Source organism: Oligella sp. HMSC09E12 (assembly GCF_001808505.1).
Taxonomy (GTDB): domain Bacteria; phylum Pseudomonadota; class Gammaproteobacteria; order Burkholderiales; family Burkholderiaceae_B; genus Oligella; species Oligella urethralis.
This window is the reverse complement of sequence record NZ_KV793562.1, coordinates 13,285-36,045: the sequence shown is the minus strand read 5'-3', so window position 1 is coordinate 36,045 and position 22,761 is coordinate 13,285. Positions and strand designations below refer to the sequence as shown.

Genomic DNA, 22,761 nt, shown 5'->3' with positions numbered 1-22,761 from the left:
TGGTTAAAGCAATTTATCTCACTGGGTCGGCTGCCGTCTTCACCCGTGTAATTGGGACGACTTTATCGACATAAATGCCGGGGGTGATAATGCTTTCCGGATCCATCTCACCGAGCGCCTTGACTTCAAATACAGTGGCAATGGTTTGCTTTGCAGCAGTCGCCATGACTGGTGCGAAATTACGAGCGGCCATGCGGTAATTAAGATTACCCCAGCGGTCACCAGATTCGGCCTTAATCAGCGCGACATCGCCGTAGAGCGGCGTTTCATAAACATACCAACGACCATCAATAAGGCGAGTTTCTTTGCCTTTGGCCAATTCAGTACCGTAGCCAGTGGGACAGAAAAAACCACCAATACCAGCGCCTGCAGCTCGTAAACGCTCCGCCAGTGTGCCTTGCGGCACCAGTTCTAACTCGATCTGGCCACGGCGGTATAAGTCATTAAAGATATGGGAGTTTGCTTGGCGCGGGTAACTGCATATGATTTTGCGGACCCGACCCGTTGTTAAAAGGGCCGCTAAACCGCGATCGCTATTACCTGCGTTATTACAAACCACGGTTAAGTCGGTAGCACCTTGGGCTATTAAACCTTCAACTAATTCGTCCGGAAAACCAGCGCTGCCAAAGCCACTGATTAAAATGGTGGCACCGTCAGCAATATCCTTTAAGGCTAAGGCGATGCTATCGACGATTTTATTAAGCAATTAGGGCCCCCAGAGGATTTAAAAACAAAGGTAGCCACCATTTTATAATAAAACGCTAAATGAGCTAAGCTAGGTTTAATAAGGCATTGCTTTTTAGTGCTAAGACCTCATTAAAGGCCTTGATTTGCTCATCGATACGGTGAAGTGAAGGACTGATCGACTCTTTTAAGTCCTCAGTGACTTGAGTAAGCAACGCTTTTAGACTTTGCTCAATGGCTAAATAAAATGATTCATAATGCGCTAGGCTAAGCTGCTGCTTCAATGCTAGCTCACTGGCGCTGGAGGGTGTGCTTAAGCTTGGCTCATAGTGTCTAAGCTCTTGACTGATGGCTTGCTTGAGCGAACTAGTTATCAGCGCATTAAATTCAGCAAAAAATGCCTCTGTGCGCTCATTTTCTGCGGTATTCAGGTGTTTATCCATCATGTTCGCTAAGTTGGCAAGCGTCTGCTGCCAGACATGGTTCTTAATGCGATGAATGGCATGATCGAGTGACTTGAACTCATTACTAAGCTGCTGCTCAAGCTCAGATAGTGAAGTCTGTAATTGCTTCACATCCCGCAGCACAACTTCCTCAAGAAAATGGATAAAAACCTGCAGTGATTTAGTCTCTTTATAATTAACCACCGGCGCTGATAAATCTAATAGTGCTTGATATAAGCGATAAAAACCGGCTTCAGTCAGCGCCTGTTCAGTTAAGCCGTGACTGCGAGCACTATACACAGAAATAGAGATGGGCGCTTGCAATACCTGTGGGTCTAAGTCTAATGCACGTAGTTTTTCTTGAGCGCGTTGCAACACATCGTTTTCTTGTAAAGCACGATTTTCTGGGCTTTTGTTGCATAGTATTTTTTGTATATCATTGTCCACGATAAGCTCATCCAGAAAATCACTACGAGTGATCACTGGCAATAAGGGCTTATGGCGACGCAGTTCTTGTGCTAATTCTTGTAGTTCTTGCACTTGACCCGGTGAGGTAGAGTTACTTAACCATAAAATGCCATCGGCGCTTTCTAAAAATCGTTGTGTTAATAAGGCGTTTTCAGTGGTGATGGAATGCAGTCCCGGTGTATCTATCAGGACTAAACGTTCATCTAGAATGACGCCTTGAATGTGTGCCGTCGTTTCTGTATTGCCCTCCTGAAAAGGCCTATCGTGATAGCTAAGTACCCCATCTTCGAGGGTAAAACTCTGCACCGCTTTTTGATGAAACGTAAAACGTTCGGCAATAAAATTACAAAACGAGCTTTTACCGGCATTAAATTTACCGAAGACCAAAAACATGATTTTGTCGCTAAATTGCGCTGCTAAATCCAAGGCGGGTTTGAGTGCTTGCTTCGCTGCCTCCCATGCTGGGATATATTGTTTAGCGTTTTGAGTGTAGTGTTGTAAGCCTACGAACAAGGGGTGTTGAGGCTGCAGCCCGACAGTCTTAAACTCACTGGCTAGTAAAAAATTTTCCAATTCATTTAAGCGAGTGGTGAGTTGTTGCTGTTGCTTGCTAAGGTCCTGTACCCCGAATTTAAACGCTTCTAAGCCCTGAATAAAGTCCTGCTCTTGTCTAACACTCATTTTTCTACCTTCACTAAGCATGATTAAACGGCTTGTTGCCATTCAGCAAGCATGGTTTGTGCTGTTTCAATTTGCCTGAGCACAGTTGCAGCATCGTCAATCGCTTCCAATGCCATTAAGCGAGTATTGGATTTATCAAAATAGCGTTTGAAATCATTTAATAAGCGCTCACGGCCAGCCGCTTCACCAAAGAGCTTACGCAGTTGAGCGCGGTACTTAACCGACACACCCATCACGGCAACCATCACCGTATTTAAACTGGCTGCACCGACTTTTTGATCGTCGTTGAGGCTTTGCATGCCGTATTTAGTCAGTACGCTGCGGATTAATAAGCAAGCACGTGAGTAGGCAATTTGGATACGTGAACGATCTAATTTGCCAGCCGACATTTTAAACACATCATCAATCGAACCGGGGTCCAAGGAATGATCGACGTCGGGCTCTTGCATAATGTCATGCAATAACTCAGCGCCTTGCTCCAACGCTATTTTCAAATCCTTGATAAAACTTTCCTCGGTCTCGCTAGCGGCACAGCGTAACTGAGCTAATGCCTTTGTTTGTGCTTGCTGTTTTTCATTAAGCTCATGCGCTAACTGAGTGAAAGAGCTTGTTTGCTCAAAAACACGTGCGGCCTTAACTCGTGTGAGTGCCTCTTGAAGCTGCTGTTGTAATTCGGGAATACCACTTTTTTCTATAAAAATGGGGAGATTATTCTCAATACCCCGACGATATCTCACGGAGGAAACCGGGAAAATCGCTTTATCACCTAGTTGTAAAGCCAAAGTATGAAGAATGTTGTTTAAGCTTTCATCATTTTCTAATTGATCGCTTTGGCTCAAGACATAAATCGTTTGTCTGTGGGTTTGCTCTTCATCTTGTCGTAGTGCTTTACTCAAATTGAGCTCAGCAGCGTCTAACTCACCCTCTTTGGCAGCGTGGACAAATAAACGGATATCGGACTTTAGCCACAGTGCTTCAGCTGCGTGTTGATCGTCTATTTCATTGACATCCGCATCCAATCCGGGGGCGTCTATCCAACGCACGGCATCCTGATCTACTTGATGTAAGGCTACAGTCTCTCTTTTATCGGCAACAGCAAATACATTGTCACCAATTAACTCATTTAATAAACGGCTTTTACCATGATTGTATTTACCTAACACGGTAATCACGGGAAGCGCATTAGGCTCAGCAAGCACTGCCAGACGTTTTAGCGTAATCTCATGATGTGGTAGCACGCTTAAAATGGCTGCTTGTTTAGTTTGTAAGTCCTTATGAGTCATTTTTCGTTTTCCGTTTTTTAATATTTGAAATCCCATAGGCCGCCATCCCTATCATAATGCCCCAAAACGCTGATCCTAATCCGGCGATACTCATATTGGAGGCGGTTACTAAAAACGTAATGACAGCAGGCTCGATAGAATCGCTATTAGCGCTCAGTAAGCGAATATTGGCCACGATGGCACTGATTAATGCTAAACCGGCTAAGGTAGCGACAACTTCTGAGGGAATTGCGTTAAAGAGTAAAACAATGGTGCCGGCAAAGGTGCCGCCGATTACATAGAAAACACCATTAGCAATACCGGCAACATAGCGTTTCTTAGGATCAGGATGACTTTCTTTACCGGTACAAATGGCCGCTGTGATGGCAGCCAGAACAATAGAAATACCACCAAAAAACGCTGTAAAAATAGAGATAAAACTGGTACCACCAACAATCGCACGCGAGGGCTGTTGATAACCATCTAAACGTAAAATCACCAGTCCTGGTAAAAATTGCCCGGTTAAACTGACCACCACCAGTGGAATACTAAAGCTGAAAAACACGGACAGATTGAATTCGGGAAAAGTAAATATCGGCTGCGCCAGCGCAATTTTGACATTGCTCAGTGAGGCAAGATCTAAAAACACGACACAAGCAAAACCGGTAATAGCTACCAGAACCACTGTAAAGGTCGGAATAAAACGGCGAGCAAATAGATAGACTGCGACCATCGCCATGACCACGCCGGGTAATTCACTGGCGGCGAGAAAGGCTTGGATGCCGAATTGAAATAGAATCCCTGCAATCATCGCTGCGGCAATGCCTTGGGGGACGAACTTGACGATGCGTTCAAAGTAGCCACTTAAGGCAATGATGGTGGTGATAATCGCTGCGGTTAAATAGGCACCCACCACCTCAGGCATGGTGATGGCGGGGAATAAATGTAATAAGAGGGCGGAGCCTGGTGCTGACCATGCAGTAATGATCGGTGCTTTTAAAAGCACACTAAGAATAATACCGCTAAGACCAGCACCGATAGAAATAGCCCAGATCCATGAGCTTAACATCTCATCCGAAATGCCACCTACGTGGGCGGCTTGAATAAAGATGACCATTGGGCCGCTGTAGGAAATCAGTACAGCCAAAAAGCCAGTCATCCAAGCGGTAAGAGACCAATCGCGTAACATACACAGCCTTTATAGATGAAGTTAAGCTCAGGTTTTGAGCGGCTTTAGCTATTAAATTGCGGAAGGATGTTTAGCTAAAGGCGTAACCTTAATTTTCATAAAGGGGAAGAGCGGTAGTTTACTCAAAATATCATGGAGCTCGTCATTGCTTTCTACATCAAATACGCTGTAGTTAGCGTACTCACCAGTGATGCGCCATAAATGTACCCATTTACCTGCGCGCTGTAGCTCCTGTGAGTAGGCTTTTTCTTCAGCAATGATTTTCTGTGCTTCTTCTTTAGGTAAATCACGCGGAATACGAACAATCATATGAACTAGATATAGCATAATACGTACCTTTAATTAGTTTATGGTTAAATTATTTAATTGAGTCTATAAAATGACTTAGTGCCTGATTAAATTTTTCCGCAGCTTCCACATTTGAGATATGGGAAGCAGGTAGCACCACCAAGTTGGCGTTGGCGATTTCGGCTTTCATCGCCTCTGCATCAAGTACCGTTGTCACTGGGTCAAATTCACCGGCGACAATCAGTGTTGGCAGTTGAATCTTTGTTAATTCGGCGCGTAAATCGGATTGCCCCAATGCATCGCAACACGCCGCATAGCCCTCAGCGTCTAAGGCTGCAAATTGCGCTTGCATGGTTTCTACGGTTTGCGCTTGTTGCTGGATAAAATCAGGAGTAAACCAGCGTTGCGGGGCGCTCTCAGCTAATTCCTGGATCGCCGCTTGACCCTGCTGACGCAAGGCATCCGCACGCGCTTTCCATGCGTCTTGGGTGCCGATTTTAGCCGCACTATTACAGACCACAATGCCTTTTAAGCGCGCCGGCGCATCCAGAGCGAGTTGTAAGGCCGTATGTCCACCCATGGATACACCGCAAAAAACAGCCTGTTCAATGTGGAGGGCATCAAGTATCGCAATCACATCAGCCGCTAATTGTTTAAAACGGTAAGGGCCTTTGGTGATTGGGCTACCACCATGACCGCGCGTGTCATAACGAATCAGTCGATAGCTGTTGGCTAAAGCCGCTACTTGCGGCGCCCACATCTCTAGGGTCGTGCCTAATGAGTTACTTAATACCAGCGCCGGTGCATCTTCAGGGCCGTCAATTGCCACTCGGAAGGAACCGGCAGCAGTATCTAATTGAAAAATGTTAGATGTCATTGATCCACCTTTATACACGTTCAAAAATGAGTGCAATTCCCTGACCCACGCCGATACACATTGTGCATAGCGCATAGCGACCTTGAGTTTGCTGTAGTTGATTAATTGCGGTGGCGACAAGGCGTGCACCGCTAGCGCCGAGTGGGTGACCAATGGCAATTGCGCCACCATTAGGATTAACACGTGGATCATCGTCCTGTAGACCTAATTCACGCATAACCGCTAAACCCTGAGCAGCAAAGGCCTCATTTAATTCGATCACATCCATTTGCTCAATGCTAAGACCAGCTAAGGCTAAGACCTTGCGCACCGCAGGCACTGGTCCAATACCCATAATGCGCGGCGCAACACCGGCAGTTGCCATGGCTACGACACGTGCTTTAGGAGTTAAGGCAAAACGTTCCACCATGCTCTGATTAGCCAGTAAGGCAACGGCAGCACCATCGTTAACACCGCTGGCATTACCAGCAGTCACTGTACCGTCGGGGCGGACAATGGCTTTTAATTTAGCCAGCGCTTCTAATGAGGTTTGGCGCGGATGTTCATCGGTATCAAAGACGATGGGATCGGCGCGGCGCTGTGGCACTTGAATGGCAACGAGCTCATGTTTGAAAAAGCCGTTTTGATGGGCGGCAGCGTATTTTTCTTGACTAGCTAAGGCAAAGCGATCTTGATCTTCGCGGCTGATATTAAAATCATCCGCCACATTTTCTGCCGTCTCGGGCATGGAGTCAACACCATACATCTGACGCATCAGCGGATTAATAAAGCGCCAACCGATGGTGGTGTCTTCAATGCTGTTATGACGGCTGAACGCCTGTTCTGCTTTAGGCACTACGAAGGGTGCACGGCTCATGCTCTCGACACCACCGGTGATCATTAATTGAGTCTCGCCGGATTTAATTGCCCGTGCGGCGCTACCAATGGCATCCAAACCGGAACCACAAAGGCGGTTAATGGTTGAGCCAGGTACCTCAATCGATAAACCGGCTAATAAGGACGCCATACGCGCTACGTTACGGTTATCTTCACCCGCTTGGTTAGCACAACCCAAAATTACATCATCAATCAATGCACTATCAATGTTTGGATTTCGATCCATCAAGTGTTTAATGACTTGAGCTGCCAGATCATCGGGTCGCACGCTAGACAAGGTGCCACCAAAGCGCGCAAAGGGCGTGCGAATAGCATCGCAAATAAAAACTGATTCACTCATAATTTTTCCTACAATATCAGCGTCAATCACTTAGGCAGTTGCCATTTTTAAAGACAAGCCAGTCAGTCGGCTCACCTCTTCGAGACTAAGTCCCGGCACCATATCAATCACTTCAAAGCCCTCTGGGCTGCAAGCGAAGGTGGCCAAATCGGTGTAGACGCGTTTAACACATTCAATACCGGTCACAGGGTAGCTAAGTTCATTGACTAATTTACTTTCGCCGTCGCGGGTTAATAAACTCATCATGACCCACGTTTCTTTGGCTCCAATAGCTAAGTCCATGGCGCCACCCACGGCTGGGATGGCACCTTCCTCACCGGTGCTCCAGTTAGCTAAATCACCCTTGGCGGACACCTGGAAGGCACCAAGTACGCAAATATCTAAATGGCCGCCACGCATCATGGCAAAACTATCAGCATGATGAAAAAATGCGCCACCGGGCAAAAGTGTCACGGGCTGTTTGCCCGCATTGATTAGGTCATAATCTTCCTCTCCCTTTGCCGGGGCAGGACCCATCCCTAAGATTCCGTTTTCACTGTGTAGAATGACCTCAATGCCTGTGGGTAAGTGGTTGGCAACCATCGTCGGCATGCCGATACCAAGGTTTACATAGGCACCGTTATGAATGTCTTGAGCTACACGAGCCGCTAATTCGTCGCGGCTACGAGCTTGATAGGAGGATGTCATGTGTATTCCTTAATAATGAGTATTAGTTATTTAAAACCACCGGCTTGTGTGGCTACCCGAGGTACTTTAACGACTTTTTTGACGTGAATACCGGGGGTAATAATGCACTCCGGATTCATTTCACCGAGTTCTTTTAACTCATACACGGTCGCAATTGTCTGTTTGGCAGCCGTAGCCATCACTGGTCCAAAATTGCGGGCCGCCATACGGTAGCTTAAATTGCCCCAGCGATCACCAGCTTCAGCTTTGATCAGAGCCACATCACCATGAATCGGGGTTTCATACACATGCCAACGACCGTCAATCAGGCGCGTTTCTTTGCCTTTGGCTAATTCGGTGCCGTAGCCAGTGGGACAGAAAAAGCCACCAATACCGGCGCCAGCAGCGCGTAAGCGCTCGGCTAAGTTACCTTGAGGAACTAATTCTAATTCGATTTTGCCACTGCGGTATAGCTCATCAAAGACATAGGAGTCAGCTTGACGTGGGAAACTACAAATGATTTTGCGCACACGTCCCGCTTTTAAAAGTGCCGCTAAGCCGTGATCGCCGTTACCGGCGTTGTTATTTACCACGGTTAGGTCTTTGGCGCCTTGTTCAATTAAGCCGTCAATCAGTGCATCGGGAATACCGGAGGTGCCGAAACCGCCAATCAACACGGTAGAACCGTCTTGTATATCTTTTAAGGCCTCAGCCACGCTATCTACGATTTTATTAATCAATTTAAAACTCCTAAGAGGTAGTAACAGACGTCATGGTAGTAGCAGTAGACGTCATCGTTTGATGTTGACGCTTAGAAGCGAGAATTAGTAATAGAATTGCCAGGGTCGCAATCACGCCGGGTATAGCAAAGGCAAAGAAGTTCATTTTGAGAGGTAAAGCCATTGCCATGAGCGTGCCGCCGAGAAAGGGTCCAGCGATCGCACCCGTACGACCAATCCCTGAAGCCCAACCTAAGCCCGTAGAGCGCATGGACAAGGGGTAGAATTGTGCGGTATTGGCGTACAGTAAGATTTGCGTACCGATCGTGGTGGCACCAGCAATCACAATCAGAGTATAAAGTAAGAACATCGGACTATTAAAGCCAAGTAAGCTAATCGAAATCGCAGATGCAACAAAGAACCATGCCATCACACGCGGTAAACCGAAGCGGTCACCTAACCAGCCACCTATGATCGCTCCGAACATGCCGCCAAAGTTTAGCGCTAACAAGAAAGACAAGCTGGAACCTAAGCTAAAGCCTGCATTTGCCATCAGTTTTGGTAACCAAGAACCTAGCGCATAGACCATTAATAGGCAGCAGAAAAAGGCTAGCCAAATCATTAAGGTACCGATCACACGACCTTCTTTGAATAAGTCTAACACCGGCACCGAAGCGGACTTTACTGGTGTTTTAATTAATTCATCTTGAGCTGTTAGCTGAAAGCTAGGATTAAGCTGAGCGAGCATTGCACGCGCTTCCTGGTCCTTATCTTGGCGGAGCAAGAAACCAATAGACTCAGGCAATTTCCAGATTAAAAGTGGTACTAGCAGTAAGGGAATAGCGGCAACAAAGAACATGTATTCCCAGCCAAAACGTGGCAGCACATAAATACCAACGCCAGCCGCTAATACCCCACCCAGTGAATAACCACTGAACATTAATGCGACTAAGGTACCACGAGCGCGGCGCGGTGCATATTCATTCATTAAGGCAACCGCATTGGGCATCAGACCACCGCAGCCTAAACCGGCCAAGAAACGAAAGATACCGAACTGGGTCGCATTGGTAGCAAAGCCATTTAACAGCGTGGCTAAGCTAAATAATACAAAACAAATAATGACGCCCTTTTTACGACCGATACGATCAGCCAGGGGACCGAAAATAAAGGTCCCGAACATCATGCCAAAGAGGGCATAACTGCCTAGCGTACCAGCTTGTACTGGGGTGAGGCCCCATTCGTCCATGAGCACTGGCAGGACGACCCCATAAATGAATAAATCATAACCATCAAAAATCAGTAATAATGAACAGAGAAAAATGACGCTGAAGTGAAAGCGATTTAATTTTGCACGATCAATCACGTCGTTAATATCTATTTTTTGCATAATTAGCTCCTCGCTATGGTGAAAAATGCCTGCGGTGATTAGGCGTTTTAGCCTTGGTCTCCTCCACCTACAGGTAAAACAGTACCGGTTATATAAGATGCTTCATCAGAAGCTAAAAATAAGATGGCCGCTGCTTGTTCATCAAGCGTGCCGTAGCGCTTCATCAAGGAGCTATCCAAGGTTTGATCCACAATTTCCTGATACCAGCGTTGCTCTTCCTCACTTGGGGTTTCAGTATTACGTGGAATTTTGCGTTGAGGTGCGTCTGTACCACCGGGGGCGACCGCATTGACGCGTATGCCGCGCTCTGCGGTTTCAAATGCTAAGCAAGCAGTGAGTGCATTAACACCGCCTTTAGCAGCACCATAAGGAACACGATTAACGCTGCGGGTAGCGATAGAAGAAATATTGACGATGGCGCCTTGCCCTTGTGCTAACATGCTAGGCAAGACCGCACGACAACACCAGAGGGTAGGGAACAGTGAGCGTTGTACCTCTTTTTCAATTTGAGCAGGCTCATAGTGTTCAAATGGTCTGGTCCAAATGGTCCCGCCCACATTATTGATTAACACATCAATCCGACCGAAATGTTCTAACGCTGTATTGGCGGCTGCTTCAGCCCCTTGATATTGTTCTAGATCAGCGGTTAAGGTGATAACCTTATCTTGCTTTAGTTCATGCACCAACTCAGAGCGATCAACTAGCACCAGTGTTGCACCTTCGTCGATTAATCGCTCTGCGACACGACGACCAATGCCTTGCGCTGCACCAGTAACCAGCACCACTTTATTATCAAAACGTAGTTTAGTCATTTTGTTCCTTTTTGAGCACGGCACGCCCTAAGCACATGCGTCCTACTAAGGGCGTGCCATCAACGATGATTTAGAAAGCGGTCTACACGCTGGGAATGAAGCGCTCGTAATAGAAATTACTCGGCGTCATATTGTTTGATTTCATATACTCATTGACCGCATCCACCATGGGTGGTGGTCCGCATAAGTACACATCGACTTCACCGTCATGCAGCATGGCTGGTGCCAAATGGTGAGTGACATAGCCTTTATGTGGGTGGCTTGAATTTTCATCAGCCACAATGGTGGTATAGCTGAAGTTTTCTAAACGTGCTTTATAAGCTTCCAAGCTGTCAACCAGGACTAGGTCTTGGTCACGGGTAACGGCATAAAGCATATGAATAGATTGCTTGCTACCCTGCTCAGCTAACACCTCGAGCATGGATAAAAAAGGTGCTAAACCAGTACCACCAGCTAAAAAAAGCAGCGGTCGAGTCACAGGGCGCAAGTAGAAAGTACCTAAAGGACCTGTAATATCAAGCTCAACCCCAGGCTGTGCAGTCGTTAGCCAGGTGCTCATGAGACCCTGAGGGACCTGCTTAATTAAAAAGCCCATGGTTGCGCCAGGCGCGCTGCTAAAGGAATAAGAGCGATGCTCGGCACTGCCAGGTACCACGATATTGACGTATTGACCTGGCAGAAAATTCGGCGCTTGCTCAGTTGCATCAATAAATAGCTCAAAAGCGGCATCATCGTAACGACGCACTTCTGTTACTGTGGCCTTGAAATTATCAGTACCTGTTTTGCACATGGTCGATGCAGCCGGCACCGCAATCACGCAGTCTGATTTAGGAATCATTTGACAGGTTAAAACCAAACCTTGCTCTGCTTCGTCCTCAGTTAGCGCTTCATCAATATAATCATCAATTAACTCATAGTCGCCGCTTTCGGCCTGGCACTTACAGGTGCCACAAACCCCGTCGGAACAGTCCATCGGTAAGTTAATGCGATGACGATATGCTGCATCCAGAACCTTTTCCTGGGCGCCACATTCAATGAATCGAGTGACGCCATCTTCAAAGTTTAAAGCAATTCTGTAACTCATTATTTGCTCACTCGTAGATTAAATGTGATAGATATCAATCACTTGTCGGATGTAGTCATTTTTTAGGACGATTTTTTTCTTATTGATTTTTAACTCATCGCCATCTTTCACGATGGTGACAAAAATCGTACCGAAATAGTGATCGGTTGTACGGTAGCGGAAACTCAAGGTATGGAAGTTATAACGAACATCAACCTCATTGTCGCGGCTGTCTAAAATTTCAATGTTACTAATCATGTGAGTAGTACGCGGTTCCGGAGTTGATGCGCTTGAACGCTCAGTTTGAATACGGAAAATACGATCCTCAAGACCTCTACGATCCGGGTAGTAAATTAAAGACACTTCTGACTGCGGGTCTTTTGTTAACTCGTCATCATCGTTCCAACACGGCATCCAATACTCTACATTGTCTGCATAGCATGTGAGCCAGTTCTCCCATTCTCTATCGTCGAGATAACGTGCTTCACGATATAAAAAACGTCGAATTGTAATGTAATCCATGGCAATGTCTCCTTAGGCTACGTTATCTGAAGATTTAGCGTGTGCTAGTTGCTCTTTCTCTTTGGCTAAAGCATTTTGCATGGTACTTAGCCAGAAGTCGTGTTGACAGACAAATAAGCCTTCATCCTCACTTCTTTCCCCGCTTAGCAAAGGATTAATGCCGAGCTTTTTGGCATTCGCATCAGGTCCTTTAATCCATAATGGTGCACCACGGCTTAGGTCATTCCAAGCAGCGCTAGAGGCGGCAGCATAGCCTTCCTGGCAGGCGCGGAACTCTTCTAGGTCATCGGCAGTACCCATGCCCGACACGTTAAAGAAGTCTTCATATTGACGTAAACGGATCGCACGGTTTTCAGCACTTTCATTCTTAGGTGCCCAACAATAAATCGTGACCTCTGTTTTATCAACGCTGATAGGGCGAGTCACACGAATTTGTGTAGAAAACTGATCCATTAAATACACGTTTGGATACAAGCCTAAGTTACGTGTTTGCTTAATAATTAGATCGGCTTTTTCTTCCCCTAAGCGCTCAACCAATTCATCACGATTAGCGTAGACAGGACGAACCTCAGGGTTTAAGGTATTCGTCCAAAGTAGGATATGCCCATTTTCAAAGCCATAGACACCATTGACGCTTTTACTCCAACCTTGAGCGTCAACCGCTTTGGTACCTTCCTCGTGGCGACGTCCCATGGTGGCGAGATAGTTCCAGTGAACACTGCTAACGTGATAGCCGTCGGCGCCATTTTCCATCTGGAGTTTCCAGTTTCCGTTATAGATGTAGCTAGAGTTACCACTTAAGATTTCGATACCTTCAGGCGCTTGTTCGACGATTTGGTCGATAATGACTTTGGTCTCACCTAGGTAGTCTGCCAATGGCATCACATCCGGGTTTAGGCTTGCAAATAAGAAGCCTTTATAGTTTTCAAAACGCGGCACCTTCGTTAGGTCGTGTGAACCGTTGGTGTTGAACTGAACGGGATATTCAGTCGTCTTTTCGTCTTTGACTTTCAGTAACTTACCTTTATTATTAAAGGTCCAGCCATGGAAAGGACAGGTAAAGCTACCGCGATTACCGCGCTTGCGTCGACAAAGTGTGGCACCACGGTGGGCACAGGCATTAATAAGCGCATTTAATTCATTGTCTTTACTACGTGTAATGACGATAGGTTGACGCCCGATATAAGTAGTGAAGTAATCATTGACCTCAGGAATTTGGCTTTCATGTGCAACATAAACCCAATTGCCCTCAAAAATATACTTCATTTCAAGTTCAAAGATATCTGGGTCTGTAAAAACATCACGACGGCAGCGGTAAATACCGGCTTCTTCGTCTACTTGCATGGCTGAGTTAAGTACTTGCTCAACCTCATAGATTTTTTCCATAACTCTTCCTTTTTCTGGTGAGTTGTTGCTAATTCGGAGCGTAGATTGCTCCAAATCAGCAACAGTAATTGTTTCTTATTGATTTAATGGATTAACCGACTAAACGTGGACGCTCAACGATTTGATTGTCTTCACCTTCGACTAAGGCAGTGAGGTGAATATCAAAGGTGATTTCAGCAAATGGTCCTTCAACGCCTTCTTCCTTGATGCGAGCAGGATCAGTGACCTCTGTTAATGGTGGAACTAAGCCTTCACGCGTAGCATAGGCAAAGTCATCATTCACTAAAGGATCGCCGTCGATATTGATTTGGGTGGTTAATTTACGATGATCGTCTGCTGTTACGAAGAAGTGAATATGCGCAGGACGGTTACCGTGGCGACCTAATTGATTCAGTAACTGCTGAGTAGGACCATCTGGTGGGCAGCCGTAACCTGAAGGCACAATACTGCGGAATTTGTATTGACCATTTTCGTCAGCCATAATGGTGCGACGCATGTTGAATGGCTTTTGCTCACCGGTTGGGTCAAAGTGAGAGTAGAAACCCTTGGTGTTACAATGCCATACCTCAACCTTAGCGTTAGGGATAGGTTGACCATCAGCACCATAAACCGTGCCGTGCATAATCAAGGTGTGACCGTCTTTATCTGAACCATCATCTAAGCGAGCATAACCCTGCTCTACAGGTGCGCCGACGACGTATAAAGGACCTTCAATGGTACGTGGGGTACCGCCTTCGATGCCTAATTGCTCATCTTCAGCATCCATACGCATATCTAAATAACGGTCAAAACCTAAGCCCGGTGATAAAAGACCCGCTTCTTGTGCTTGACCTAATTGGTTTAGATAAGCAATACCTGCCCAGAACTCGTCCGGGGTGATATTTAAGTCCTCAATGGTCTTGTATAGATCAGACACGATGCGATGGATAATTTCTTTGGTGCGTGGGTTGCCACCTTCATAGGTTAAACCACAGGCGATTTTTAAAAAATCTTGAACTTCTTTTGTATCAAAAAGTTTTACACTCATTGATGTCTCCTTAGATTAATGTAGAAAAAATGGGTATATAAAAAACACTGATGGATAGAAAGCGTTTATGCACCAGTTGCTAAACTCACACTTTTTTGGCGTTGAGCTCGATTAAAAAAATGGACTCGCTCTTCATCAAGTGCGATACCTAAACCCGGTCCTTGAGGAATTTGCAGCTCGAAATTCTCATACACTAAGGGTGTGGCTAGAATTTCTTCTGTAATTAAAAGAGGACCGAATAATTCAGTACCCCATTGCAGGGCATGGAAAGTTGCAAAAGCATGTGCTGAAGCCACGGTACCGATAGCGCCTTCCAGCATGGTGCCGCCATATAGTTCGATATTTGCTGCTTCGGCAATGGCTGCTACCTTTTGTGAGGCTCGTAAACCACCGGATTGCTCTACTTTGATAGCAAAGACATGGGTGGCATTATTTTTGGCTAATTCAAAGGCGGAAGCGGGGCCGACTAGTAACTCATCTGCCATGATGGCAATTTTGGCCTGGGCCGTCAGACGCATTAAGGCGTCCGCACAAGCGACAGGCTGCTCAACTAATTCACAACCCACGTCTGCTAAGCCGTCAACACCGTAACGCGCCTCTAATTCAGACCACGCCATATTGACGTCCACACGGACGGCGCCACGGTCGCCTAATGCTTTTTTAATGGCTGCCACATGGGCGATATCTTTGGCCACATCACGGGTACCGATTTTTAGTTTAAAAATTCGGTGACGACGACGAGCTAACATTTCTTCGGCCTCGTCAATATCTTTTGCGGTATCACCTGAGGCCAATGTCCAAGCAACCGGTAGGCTTTTACGTAAACTACCACCGAGTAGTTCAGCAACAGAGAGATTGAGACGCTGGCCTAAGGCATCATAGAGCGCAGTTTCGATAGCGCTTTTTGCAAAGCGATTGCCTCTGATGGCAGTCTCTAATTGCTGCATTAAAAAAGGTACTTGATCTGCAGGCTGACCAAGCAATAAGGGCGTAAAATAAGTATCAATATTAAGCTTCATGCTTTCTGGTGATTCTGCACCGTAGGCTAAGCCACCGATGGTCGTACCTTCGCCAATACCGACTGAGCCATCCGAACAGTGAATGCGCACGAGCATAAGCGTTTGACCCTTCATCGTCGTCATGGACAGTTGATGGGGACGAATGGTCGGTAAATCCACTAGTAGCGTTTGAATGCTATCGATTGTTACCATGTCTACTCTATCCTGTTGTAAATAGTTGTTTTCATTAGCATTCATTAAACCGTTGGAGCTAATAAGCGTCCAATTCTTTAATTGCCTAGATTTATACAAAAAAGGTATAATCTAAAAATATCTTAATAAAATCAACTAGTTACGATTTAGCAAGTAGAAAACCTATGGATTACCCTATATGGATTTAAAGCAAATTCGTTATTTTGTGGCGGTGGCAGAGGAGCGCAGTTTTACTGCGGCAGCTGAGCGCTTGCATATCACGCAGCCACCCTTGAGTCGGCAGATTCAGTTATTAGAAGAGTCGCTGGGTGTGCAGTTAATTGAGCGTGATAATCGACCCTTGACCTTAACGGAGGCTGGGCGTCTGTTTTATGAGCAGAGTTTGCAGCTTTTAACGCGGGTTGAGCAACTGCAAATTGCCACGATGCGCGTAGGTCAGAGCTATCAACGACAATTATCAATAGGCTTTGTTGTGTCAAGTATTTATAGTGGCTTACCTTGTGTTATCCAACTCTTCAGGTCTGAATATCCTGAAACGAGATTGCAATTTGTTGAGTTAACCACCGCAGAGCAGCTTGAAGCCTTAAAGTCAGGCCGTATTGATATTGGCTTTGGGCGAGTGCGTATGTATGATTCAGCAATCACTAGGATTACCTTGAGAGAGGAGCGTCTAGCCTTAGCCATACCCTCATTCAGTCCATTGGCAAATGATGATAGCCCAGTGCGTCTTGAGGTGTTAAATCAGCAAAGTCTGATTGTTTTTCCTTCTAATGTGAGCATGGGCTTTGCTGATTATGTTCTAAATACCTTACATGATAAGCGAATTTATCCTGAGGAAGTGCATGAGGTGCAGAGCTTACAAACAGCTTTGGGTTTAGTGGCGGCCGGTATTGGTTATTGTGTCATACCGACCGAAGCCCGAGCACGTAATGATCTGCACTATCGACTCATTGCTGAAGAGGAAAAGGTCAGTATGCCAATTATTTTCAGTCATCGTAAAAATGATAGTTCATGGTACATCGATGCCATGTTAACGATGGTGGATAAAATGTATCAAGTGCGTCCGGAGTTATTAAAACCAGATTACGGTTTCAGACCGTAGTTTGTTAATTGTCATCAAGCTGACCCAGCGATCGCCTATACTAGTATTAGGGTTTAACATTATTTAAAGGAGATTTGTTGTGTTTGAACTGAAAGATCAAATTGCTATCGTTACGGGCGGTGCAAAGGGTATTGGTAAAGGTATTGTTAAAACCTTAATTGAGGCTGGTGCCAAGGTTGTGATTGCGGATATTGATGAAGCGGCAGCTGAGCAAACAGCGGCGGAGTTGGGTTGTGCGTTTAAAGCGTTAGACGTGACCTCACAGGCTCAATGTAAAGCGGTTGTTGATGAGGTGGTGAGCGAGTATGGTCGCTTAGATATTCTTTGCTCAAATAGCGGTATTTTCCCACAAGCCTATTTAGCCGATATGACGGAGGCGGATTGGGATCAGATGCAAAATATCAACCTTAAGGGTACGTTTTTTGTGACACAAGCGGCGCTAGCCTATATGAAAAAGCAAGGCTATGGTCGTGTTGTGATTACCGCTTCCATTACGGGTCCGATCACGGGCTATCCAGGTTGGAGTCATTATGCCGCGAGTAAAGCGGGGCAGCTTGGCTTTATGCGTAGTGCCTCATTAGAGTATGCCAAAGAGGGAATTACGATTAATGCGGTGATGCCGGGTAATATCCTCACAGAGGGTCTAGCGGCACAGGGTGAGGAGTATTTAGGTCAAATGACACGCTCCATTCCTGCTAGAAAGCTAGGCAAGCCAGAGGATATCGGTTATGCCGTATGCTTCCTTGCTTCCAAAGAGGCGAGCTACATCACGGGTCAAACCATTATTGTGGATGGTGGGCAGATCTTGCCGGAGTCACCGGAGGCCATACTCTAAGTTGTTGTATCTAAGCTTTGATTTCTTAGAAGGTGGTTCAATACGTTGAGCCACCTTTTTGTTTGCATTAAGATTCAGCCATTATCTTTATTTTCTTAATCCCCAATGAAAGAACCAGTTAAACAAGCCACGCCAAAGGGTAGTTGGTTTGCCGTGATCACCTTGGCCGTTGCCGCTTTTATATTTAATACCACGGAGTTTGTGCCGGTCGGTCTATTGCCGGATATTGCTGCGGGGTTTCGCATGGACATTGCTCACACGGGCTTGTTGATGACGCTCTATGCGTGGGCCGTGACCATATTTTCTTTGCCCTTGACGATGGTGACGGCGGGGGTTGAAAGACGGCGTTTACTGATCTTATTGTTTGTGCTTTTTATTGCGAGCCATGCCTTGGCAGCGGTGGCTTGGAATTTTTCGTCTTTATTGGTGGCACGTATCGGGGTAGCGATGGCGCATGCCGTTTTTTGGGCGATTACTATTCCTTTAGCGGTGCGCTTGGCACCAAAGGGCAAAACGAGTAAAGCCCTTAGTTTTATTGTGACTGGTTCATCCTTGGCGACGGTGTTAGGTGTGCCTTTGGGTACAGTGATTGGTCATCATTTGGGTTGGCGCGTTACCTTTGGTTTGATTGGGGTGATGGCTGCGATTATTTTAGCTTTATTGTGGCGCACCTTGCCTAAACTGAGTAGTCAAAGTAGCGGTAGTTTAAGCGTTGTACCTGCCTTATTAAAGCGACCTGCGCTACAGTATATTTATCTGAGTCTGGCGCTGATAATGACGGCACATTTTACCGTGTCAACCTATATCAGTCCCTACTTACAAACCGTCGGTGGCATGAGTAATAACATGGTGGTGATGATGTTATTTGTGATTGGTTTAGCCGGCATTTTGGGAGGCATAATTTTTGCGCGTTATGCGGGGCGCTATGCCTTGTTCTTACTGCTAATATCTTTATTAGGCATTAGCGCTTCTTTGCTGCTGTTGAAAATAGCAGTGCACTCCTTATGGTTGATGATACCTTTAGCGATTGTTTGGGGCACAGTGATTACCTTGCTGAGTATGGTGCTACAAAGTAAGGTTTTGGAAAATGCCACTGATGCGCCGGATATCGGTGTGGCGATATTTTCTGGGGTGTTTAATATCGGCATTGGTGGGGGTGCCTTGTTAGGTGGGCAAATGATCAATCACGTTGGCTTAGCAAATATTCCTTATGTGGGAGCAATATTGGCTGTTATAACCTTGATTGCTTTTTGGTGGAAAGGGCGTCTTTTAAGATCTTAAAGTATTTCTTTATTTCACCCTCTACGCTAAACTGCCTTGGCTTATAACCCGAAATGATGTGAGAATGTTAGAATATTTCTTTTGACGTCTATTCTTCTTACGGGGACCTCATGGATCATCAGTTATCTTTAAATAAAGACAAAATCAAATTTGTCCTTTTCGAAGGCGTGCATCAAAATGCCTTAGATGTGCTACATAGCAATGGTTATACCAATATCGACTATCATAAAAAAGCGCTTGAAGGTCAGGAGTTGCTTGATGCAGTCGCTGATGCGCATTTCATCGGTATTCGTTCCCGTACGCAGATGACGGCCGAGGTATTTGCTGCGGCTAAAAAGCTGGTGGCCTTGGGTTGCTTCTGTATTGGTACCAATCAGGTGGATTTAAAGGCGGCTAGAGAGCGCGGTGTACCGGTATTTAATGCCCCCTTTTCTAATACACGCTCGGTAGCGGAGTTGGTATTGGCAGAGATTATTATGCTCTTTAGAAAAATCCCGGCCATGAACACCACCTTGCATAAGGGCGGTTGGAATAAGTCCGCAGTAGGTAGTTATGAGGTGCGCGGTAAAAAGCTCGGTATTATCGGTTATGGTCATATTGGTACCCAGATTGGTATTTTGGCCGAGGCCTTAGGTATGCACGTGTACTACTATGATATTGAGGCTAAATTACCTTTGGGTAATGCCACTGCCGTCAATACACTGCAGGAGTTATTGAGTTTGAGCGATGCGGTGACCCTACACGTGCCTGAGGATGCCACCACGGCCAATATGATGAACGCTGAGCGTATTGCTCAGATGAAGCCTGGCGCTCATTTAATTAACGCGTCACGCGGTACGGTGGTTGATATTGATGCACTGGCAGCAGCGATTAAGAGTGGACACCTTGGTGGTGCCGCCATCGACGTTTTCCCAGTGGAGCCTAAATCTAACGACGACGAGTTCGTGAGTGCTTTACGTGGTTTGGATAATGTGCTTTTAACCCCACATATCGGCGGTTCGACGCAAGAAGCGCAGGCAAATATCGGTATTGAGGTCGCCAGTAAATTGGTGAAATACTCTGATAACGGCAGTACCTTATCAGCGGTGAATTTCCCTGAGGTATCGTTACCAGGCACTGAAAATACGCATCGCTATATGCATATTCATCAGAATAAACCGGGCGTGCTGAATGCGATTAATCAGATTTTCATGAAGGATCACATTAATATTATTGGCCAGTATCTACAAACCGATCCAGAGTTGGGCTATGTGGTGATGGATGTTCAATCAGAAAATCCTGAGTTAGCGCTGAGCTTACTCAAAGAGGTACCCGGAACAATCCGTACACGTGTGATTTATTAATATCAATGCTCTTTTCCAGCCGGGTTGCGCTAGTCAGCTTAGCGATCCGGCGACTTTATGGGTGCTGTACTGCTGCGGTTATAGCACCCATATTTTTTGACTGTACTCAGAGGAATGTTTTATGACAGCAGCTCAACCACAAAAAATTGGGCAAAAACCATTTACTGTTCGCGAGCGTTTTGTCTATGCTTTTTTGTTTGAGATTTTTGGTATTAGTATTAGCACCCCGTTGTTTGCTTGGTTGACTGGCAACAATATGCTAGATGTGGGCATGATTGCCACGGTGATTGCGGTGATGGCGCTGTTGTGGAATATGCTGTTTAACTCTCTGTTTGATGCGTGGCTTAAGCGTCATCATTTAAGTAAGAATATCCGTATTCGCATCTTGCACGCTTTTTTATTTGAAGTGGGGCTGATTTGCTTTGCCTTGCCATTTATTATGTGGTGGCTCAACATCAGTTTGTGGCAAGCCTTAACGCTAGATATTGGTTTTATTCTTTTTTATTTACCTTATACTTATATTTATAGTTTGATATACGATACCTTAAGAAAGAATTTCTGGGGTCGTCTCACGGTTTAAATTAATGAGTTGTTATGGAACAGTTGGAGTTCTTCGAGATACCCAGTCCCTGTATCAATGTCTGCGAGTCAAATGAGCGCGGCTATTGTAAGGGCTGTTATCGTAGTCGCGAGGAGCGCCAAGGGTGGACTAGCATGAGTGATCCACAAAAGCGTGAGGTATTACGTCTTTGTAGCTTACGTAAAAAGCGAGCAGAGCAGCAGCTAATGCTCGATCAGGTGAGGCGCGTGGAGGGGACTTAGCTCATCCATCACAAACAAGCGGCATGGCGCTTTGTTAGCCATAGTGTGGGTATTATGATACAGCTTAGGCTTTATCTATGCGATCAACACAACTTTCATTGAAAGATATAAGGGTTATCTATTATATTAAATTGATGAATATCAAATCTTAGCGTGTAAGCTCTGCTTGATGAGTGTAGCTTACTTGAGCTCGACAATTAAATCAAAACGTTGCCGGAGCGTCTTCTGAGTAGCACGAAGTAGTGCGGTGAATAGCTCTAAGTGTCTCAGATGCATTCGTCCATCATGGTTTGATTTGGCTTGGTGAGGCATTATCATGGGTAGTTTTTCTTCAGCGAAGGGTCGCGGTTTTTATAAAAACGCCTTACTTGTGAGTGTGGCGTTGGCTATTTTTCCACTTAGTGCAGAGGCTGTATCTGATAGTCGGAGAATCGGACCAATTGTAATCTATAGCTCAGCTGCACTCGCTCCATTTGTTGTTGGTAGGGGGCATTATGCCAATGTGGCGGATGAGCGTCTTGGTAATACTATACCTTATACATCGGGTATTCTCACTGTTCAAGGCAGTAAGACTGATAGCAACGGTAATCTAAAGAACTGGTCTGATTTTGATATGGGTGAAAACATCATGACCAAGATTTATCACAAGCCATATAAGATCGAAGTACTGCCGTTGTTTCCCGAAGGACATTTTGATGATGTTTATCAAGAGACCTCCCTCCGTACAGCCGCCAACGCCCAAAGCCATGCTGCATCAACTCCTACACAACAAGCGCTCTGGGATAATCCGGTGAAGTTAAGTGATCCAAATACCTGGACTCGTTTCCCTGAATTAAGCGCTGCGGTCGAGACAATGCGTACATTTCGGCGATTTTTTGATGAACCTGAGGCACCTGCCATCATTGAGTCCAAACTACCCTATCAATCCATTATTTCCTATTTAGCGTGTTCGAGTAGCTTAGTGCCGGGTTGTCAGGATGAACAAGGTAATTTTAAAGCCCCTGATAAGATCGTGTTTCCTAATGGTTATGGTGAAAATATTGATACTTTGTACAGGGACGACTTGTTTGAAGCGATGAATCCTGAACTGGCGGGAGATGGGCCTTTTTCTTTACGCCAAGCGATGAGAGCCTTAGTCTACACCGGTGAGAAATTTAAGGTTGCGGATACCGGTGAGGAGATTCATAGCCTGAAGGGTTTATTCGATTATTTATTGAGAAAGGAAAATAAATTCTTCACACTCGGTGAGATCGATTATGGTGCCATTGGTGGTGTGGGGCACCCACCCTATGACGTTGAGCCGTATGAGCAGTTGGTGCCCGGCGACACCACAATTAATGTGGCGATGAAGAAGACGCCATCCTTTGATGGCATCGTTATTCGTCCGCCAGAAGAGGGTGGTACCGGTATTAATATGGGTGGTAATAAGATCACGAATCTGGTCCCAGGTACCGATGATATGGATGCAGTGAATGTC

The 22,761-nt window shown here is 45.8% G+C and carries 23 protein-coding genes; 7 read left to right on the top strand and 16 right to left on the bottom strand.

The features are described from left to right. Window positions 1-13: 13 nt before the first annotated feature. The 16 genes from HMPREF3179_RS04010 to HMPREF3179_RS03935 all read right to left on the bottom strand — a co-directional run bounded on the left by HMPREF3179_RS04010 (window position 14) and on the right by HMPREF3179_RS03935 (window position 15,901). Window positions 14-706, bottom strand: a complete 693-nt coding sequence (locus HMPREF3179_RS04010) for a 3-oxoacid CoA-transferase subunit A (RefSeq protein WP_048767311.1) — start codon at window positions 704-706, stop codon at window positions 14-16. 64 nt (window positions 707-770) lie between these two features. Continuing rightward, a complete protein-coding gene (locus tag HMPREF3179_RS04005) occupies window positions 771-2,276 on the bottom strand; it encodes a dynamin family protein (RefSeq protein ID WP_036560511.1) in 1,506 nt (501 codons plus the stop codon). Window positions 2,277-2,299: 23 nt separating this feature from the next. Next, on the bottom strand, window positions 2,300-3,559 hold the full coding sequence (locus HMPREF3179_RS04000) for a GTPase (protein WP_070469807.1): 1,260 nt from the start codon (window positions 3,557-3,559) through the stop codon (window positions 2,300-2,302). Continuing rightward, complete coding sequence (locus HMPREF3179_RS03995) at window positions 3,549-4,727, bottom strand: benzoate/H(+) symporter BenE family transporter (RefSeq protein ID WP_070469806.1); 1,179 nt, start codon at window positions 4,725-4,727, stop codon at window positions 3,549-3,551. Before HMPREF3179_RS03995 ends, HMPREF3179_RS04000 begins: the two co-directional genes overlap by 11 nt. A gap of 51 nt (window positions 4,728-4,778) precedes the next feature. Continuing rightward, complete coding sequence (catC, locus tag HMPREF3179_RS03990) at window positions 4,779-5,054, bottom strand: muconolactone Delta-isomerase (RefSeq protein WP_036560501.1); 276 nt, start codon at window positions 5,052-5,054, stop codon at window positions 4,779-4,781. A 31-nt stretch (window positions 5,055-5,085) separates the two neighbouring features. Then, window positions 5,086-5,892, bottom strand: coding sequence for a 3-oxoadipate enol-lactonase (gene pcaD, locus HMPREF3179_RS03985; RefSeq protein ID WP_070469805.1), 807 nt, complete (start codon window positions 5,890-5,892; stop codon window positions 5,086-5,088). Window positions 5,893-5,902: 10 nt separating this feature from the next. Next, window positions 5,903-7,108 (bottom strand): 3-oxoadipyl-CoA thiolase, encoded by a 1,206-nt coding sequence (gene pcaF / locus HMPREF3179_RS03980; RefSeq protein WP_070469804.1) that lies wholly within the window; start codon window positions 7,106-7,108, stop codon window positions 5,903-5,905. A 30-nt stretch (window positions 7,109-7,138) separates the two neighbouring features. After that, window positions 7,139-7,795 carry a 3-oxoacid CoA-transferase subunit B gene (locus HMPREF3179_RS03975; RefSeq protein WP_070469803.1) on the bottom strand — a complete coding sequence of 219 codons (657 nt, stop codon included), beginning with the start codon at window positions 7,793-7,795 and terminating at the stop codon, window positions 7,139-7,141. A gap of 26 nt (window positions 7,796-7,821) precedes the next feature. Continuing rightward, on the bottom strand, window positions 7,822-8,514 hold the full coding sequence (locus tag HMPREF3179_RS03970; protein WP_018027229.1) for a 3-oxoacid CoA-transferase subunit A: 693 nt from the start codon (window positions 8,512-8,514) through the stop codon (window positions 7,822-7,824). Window positions 8,515-8,524: 10 nt separating this feature from the next. Next, window positions 8,525-9,880, bottom strand: a complete 1,356-nt coding sequence (locus HMPREF3179_RS03965) for an MFS transporter (protein WP_070469802.1) — start codon at window positions 9,878-9,880, stop codon at window positions 8,525-8,527. Window positions 9,881-9,927: 47 nt separating this feature from the next. Next, window positions 9,928-10,692, bottom strand: a complete 765-nt coding sequence (locus HMPREF3179_RS03960; RefSeq protein WP_070469801.1) for a 1,6-dihydroxycyclohexa-2,4-diene-1-carboxylate dehydrogenase — start codon at window positions 10,690-10,692, stop codon at window positions 9,928-9,930. A gap of 82 nt (window positions 10,693-10,774) precedes the next feature. Further along, a complete protein-coding gene (benC, locus tag HMPREF3179_RS03955; RefSeq protein WP_070469800.1) occupies window positions 10,775-11,779 on the bottom strand; it encodes a benzoate 1,2-dioxygenase electron transfer component BenC in 1,005 nt (334 codons plus the stop codon). A 15-nt stretch (window positions 11,780-11,794) separates the two neighbouring features. Beyond that, window positions 11,795-12,283 carry a benzoate 1,2-dioxygenase small subunit gene (gene benB, locus HMPREF3179_RS03950; protein ID WP_026156942.1) on the bottom strand — a complete coding sequence of 163 codons (489 nt, stop codon included), beginning with the start codon at window positions 12,281-12,283 and terminating at the stop codon, window positions 11,795-11,797. Window positions 12,284-12,289: 6 nt separating this feature from the next. Continuing rightward, window positions 12,290-13,663, bottom strand: a complete 1,374-nt coding sequence (locus HMPREF3179_RS03945; protein WP_070469799.1) for a Rieske 2Fe-2S domain-containing protein — start codon at window positions 13,661-13,663, stop codon at window positions 12,290-12,292. 91 nt (window positions 13,664-13,754) lie between these two features. Continuing rightward, window positions 13,755-14,690: a catechol 1,2-dioxygenase gene (gene catA / locus HMPREF3179_RS03940; RefSeq protein WP_018027235.1), complete on the bottom strand. Its 936-nt coding sequence runs from the start codon at window positions 14,688-14,690 to the stop codon at window positions 13,755-13,757. Between the two features lie 65 nt (window positions 14,691-14,755). Continuing rightward, window positions 14,756-15,901, bottom strand: coding sequence for a muconate/chloromuconate family cycloisomerase (locus HMPREF3179_RS03935; protein WP_141743438.1), 1,146 nt, complete (start codon window positions 15,899-15,901; stop codon window positions 14,756-14,758). A 178-nt stretch (window positions 15,902-16,079) separates the two neighbouring features. Here HMPREF3179_RS03935 and HMPREF3179_RS03930 point away from each other — a divergent pair, with 178 nt between their 5' ends. The 7 genes from HMPREF3179_RS03930 to HMPREF3179_RS03900 form a co-directional block, all read left to right on the top strand. Next, window positions 16,080-17,003 (top strand): LysR family transcriptional regulator, encoded by a 924-nt coding sequence (locus HMPREF3179_RS03930; protein WP_070469797.1) that lies wholly within the window; start codon window positions 16,080-16,082, stop codon window positions 17,001-17,003. 79 nt (window positions 17,004-17,082) lie between these two features. Then, window positions 17,083-17,838 carry a 3-oxoacyl-ACP reductase FabG gene (fabG, locus tag HMPREF3179_RS03925; protein WP_018027238.1) on the top strand — a complete coding sequence of 252 codons (756 nt, stop codon included), beginning with the start codon at window positions 17,083-17,085 and terminating at the stop codon, window positions 17,836-17,838. A 105-nt stretch (window positions 17,839-17,943) separates the two neighbouring features. Next, window positions 17,944-19,119, top strand: a complete 1,176-nt coding sequence (locus tag HMPREF3179_RS03920) for a sugar transporter (RefSeq protein WP_070469796.1) — start codon at window positions 17,944-17,946, stop codon at window positions 19,117-19,119. 110 nt (window positions 19,120-19,229) lie between these two features. Continuing rightward, window positions 19,230-20,462, top strand: coding sequence for a phosphoglycerate dehydrogenase (gene serA / locus HMPREF3179_RS03915; protein ID WP_018027278.1), 1,233 nt, complete (start codon window positions 19,230-19,232; stop codon window positions 20,460-20,462). 121 nt (window positions 20,463-20,583) lie between these two features. Continuing rightward, on the top strand, window positions 20,584-21,042 hold the full coding sequence (locus HMPREF3179_RS03910) for a PACE efflux transporter (RefSeq protein WP_070469795.1): 459 nt from the start codon (window positions 20,584-20,586) through the stop codon (window positions 21,040-21,042). Window positions 21,043-21,056: 14 nt separating this feature from the next. Next, window positions 21,057-21,284, top strand: coding sequence for a DUF1289 domain-containing protein (locus HMPREF3179_RS03905; RefSeq protein WP_070469794.1), 228 nt, complete (start codon window positions 21,057-21,059; stop codon window positions 21,282-21,284). Between the two features lie 316 nt (window positions 21,285-21,600). Next, window positions 21,601-22,761, top strand: a 1,161-nt coding sequence (locus tag HMPREF3179_RS03900) for a hypothetical protein (protein ID WP_246824362.1), incomplete at its 3' end; no start/stop codon positions are given.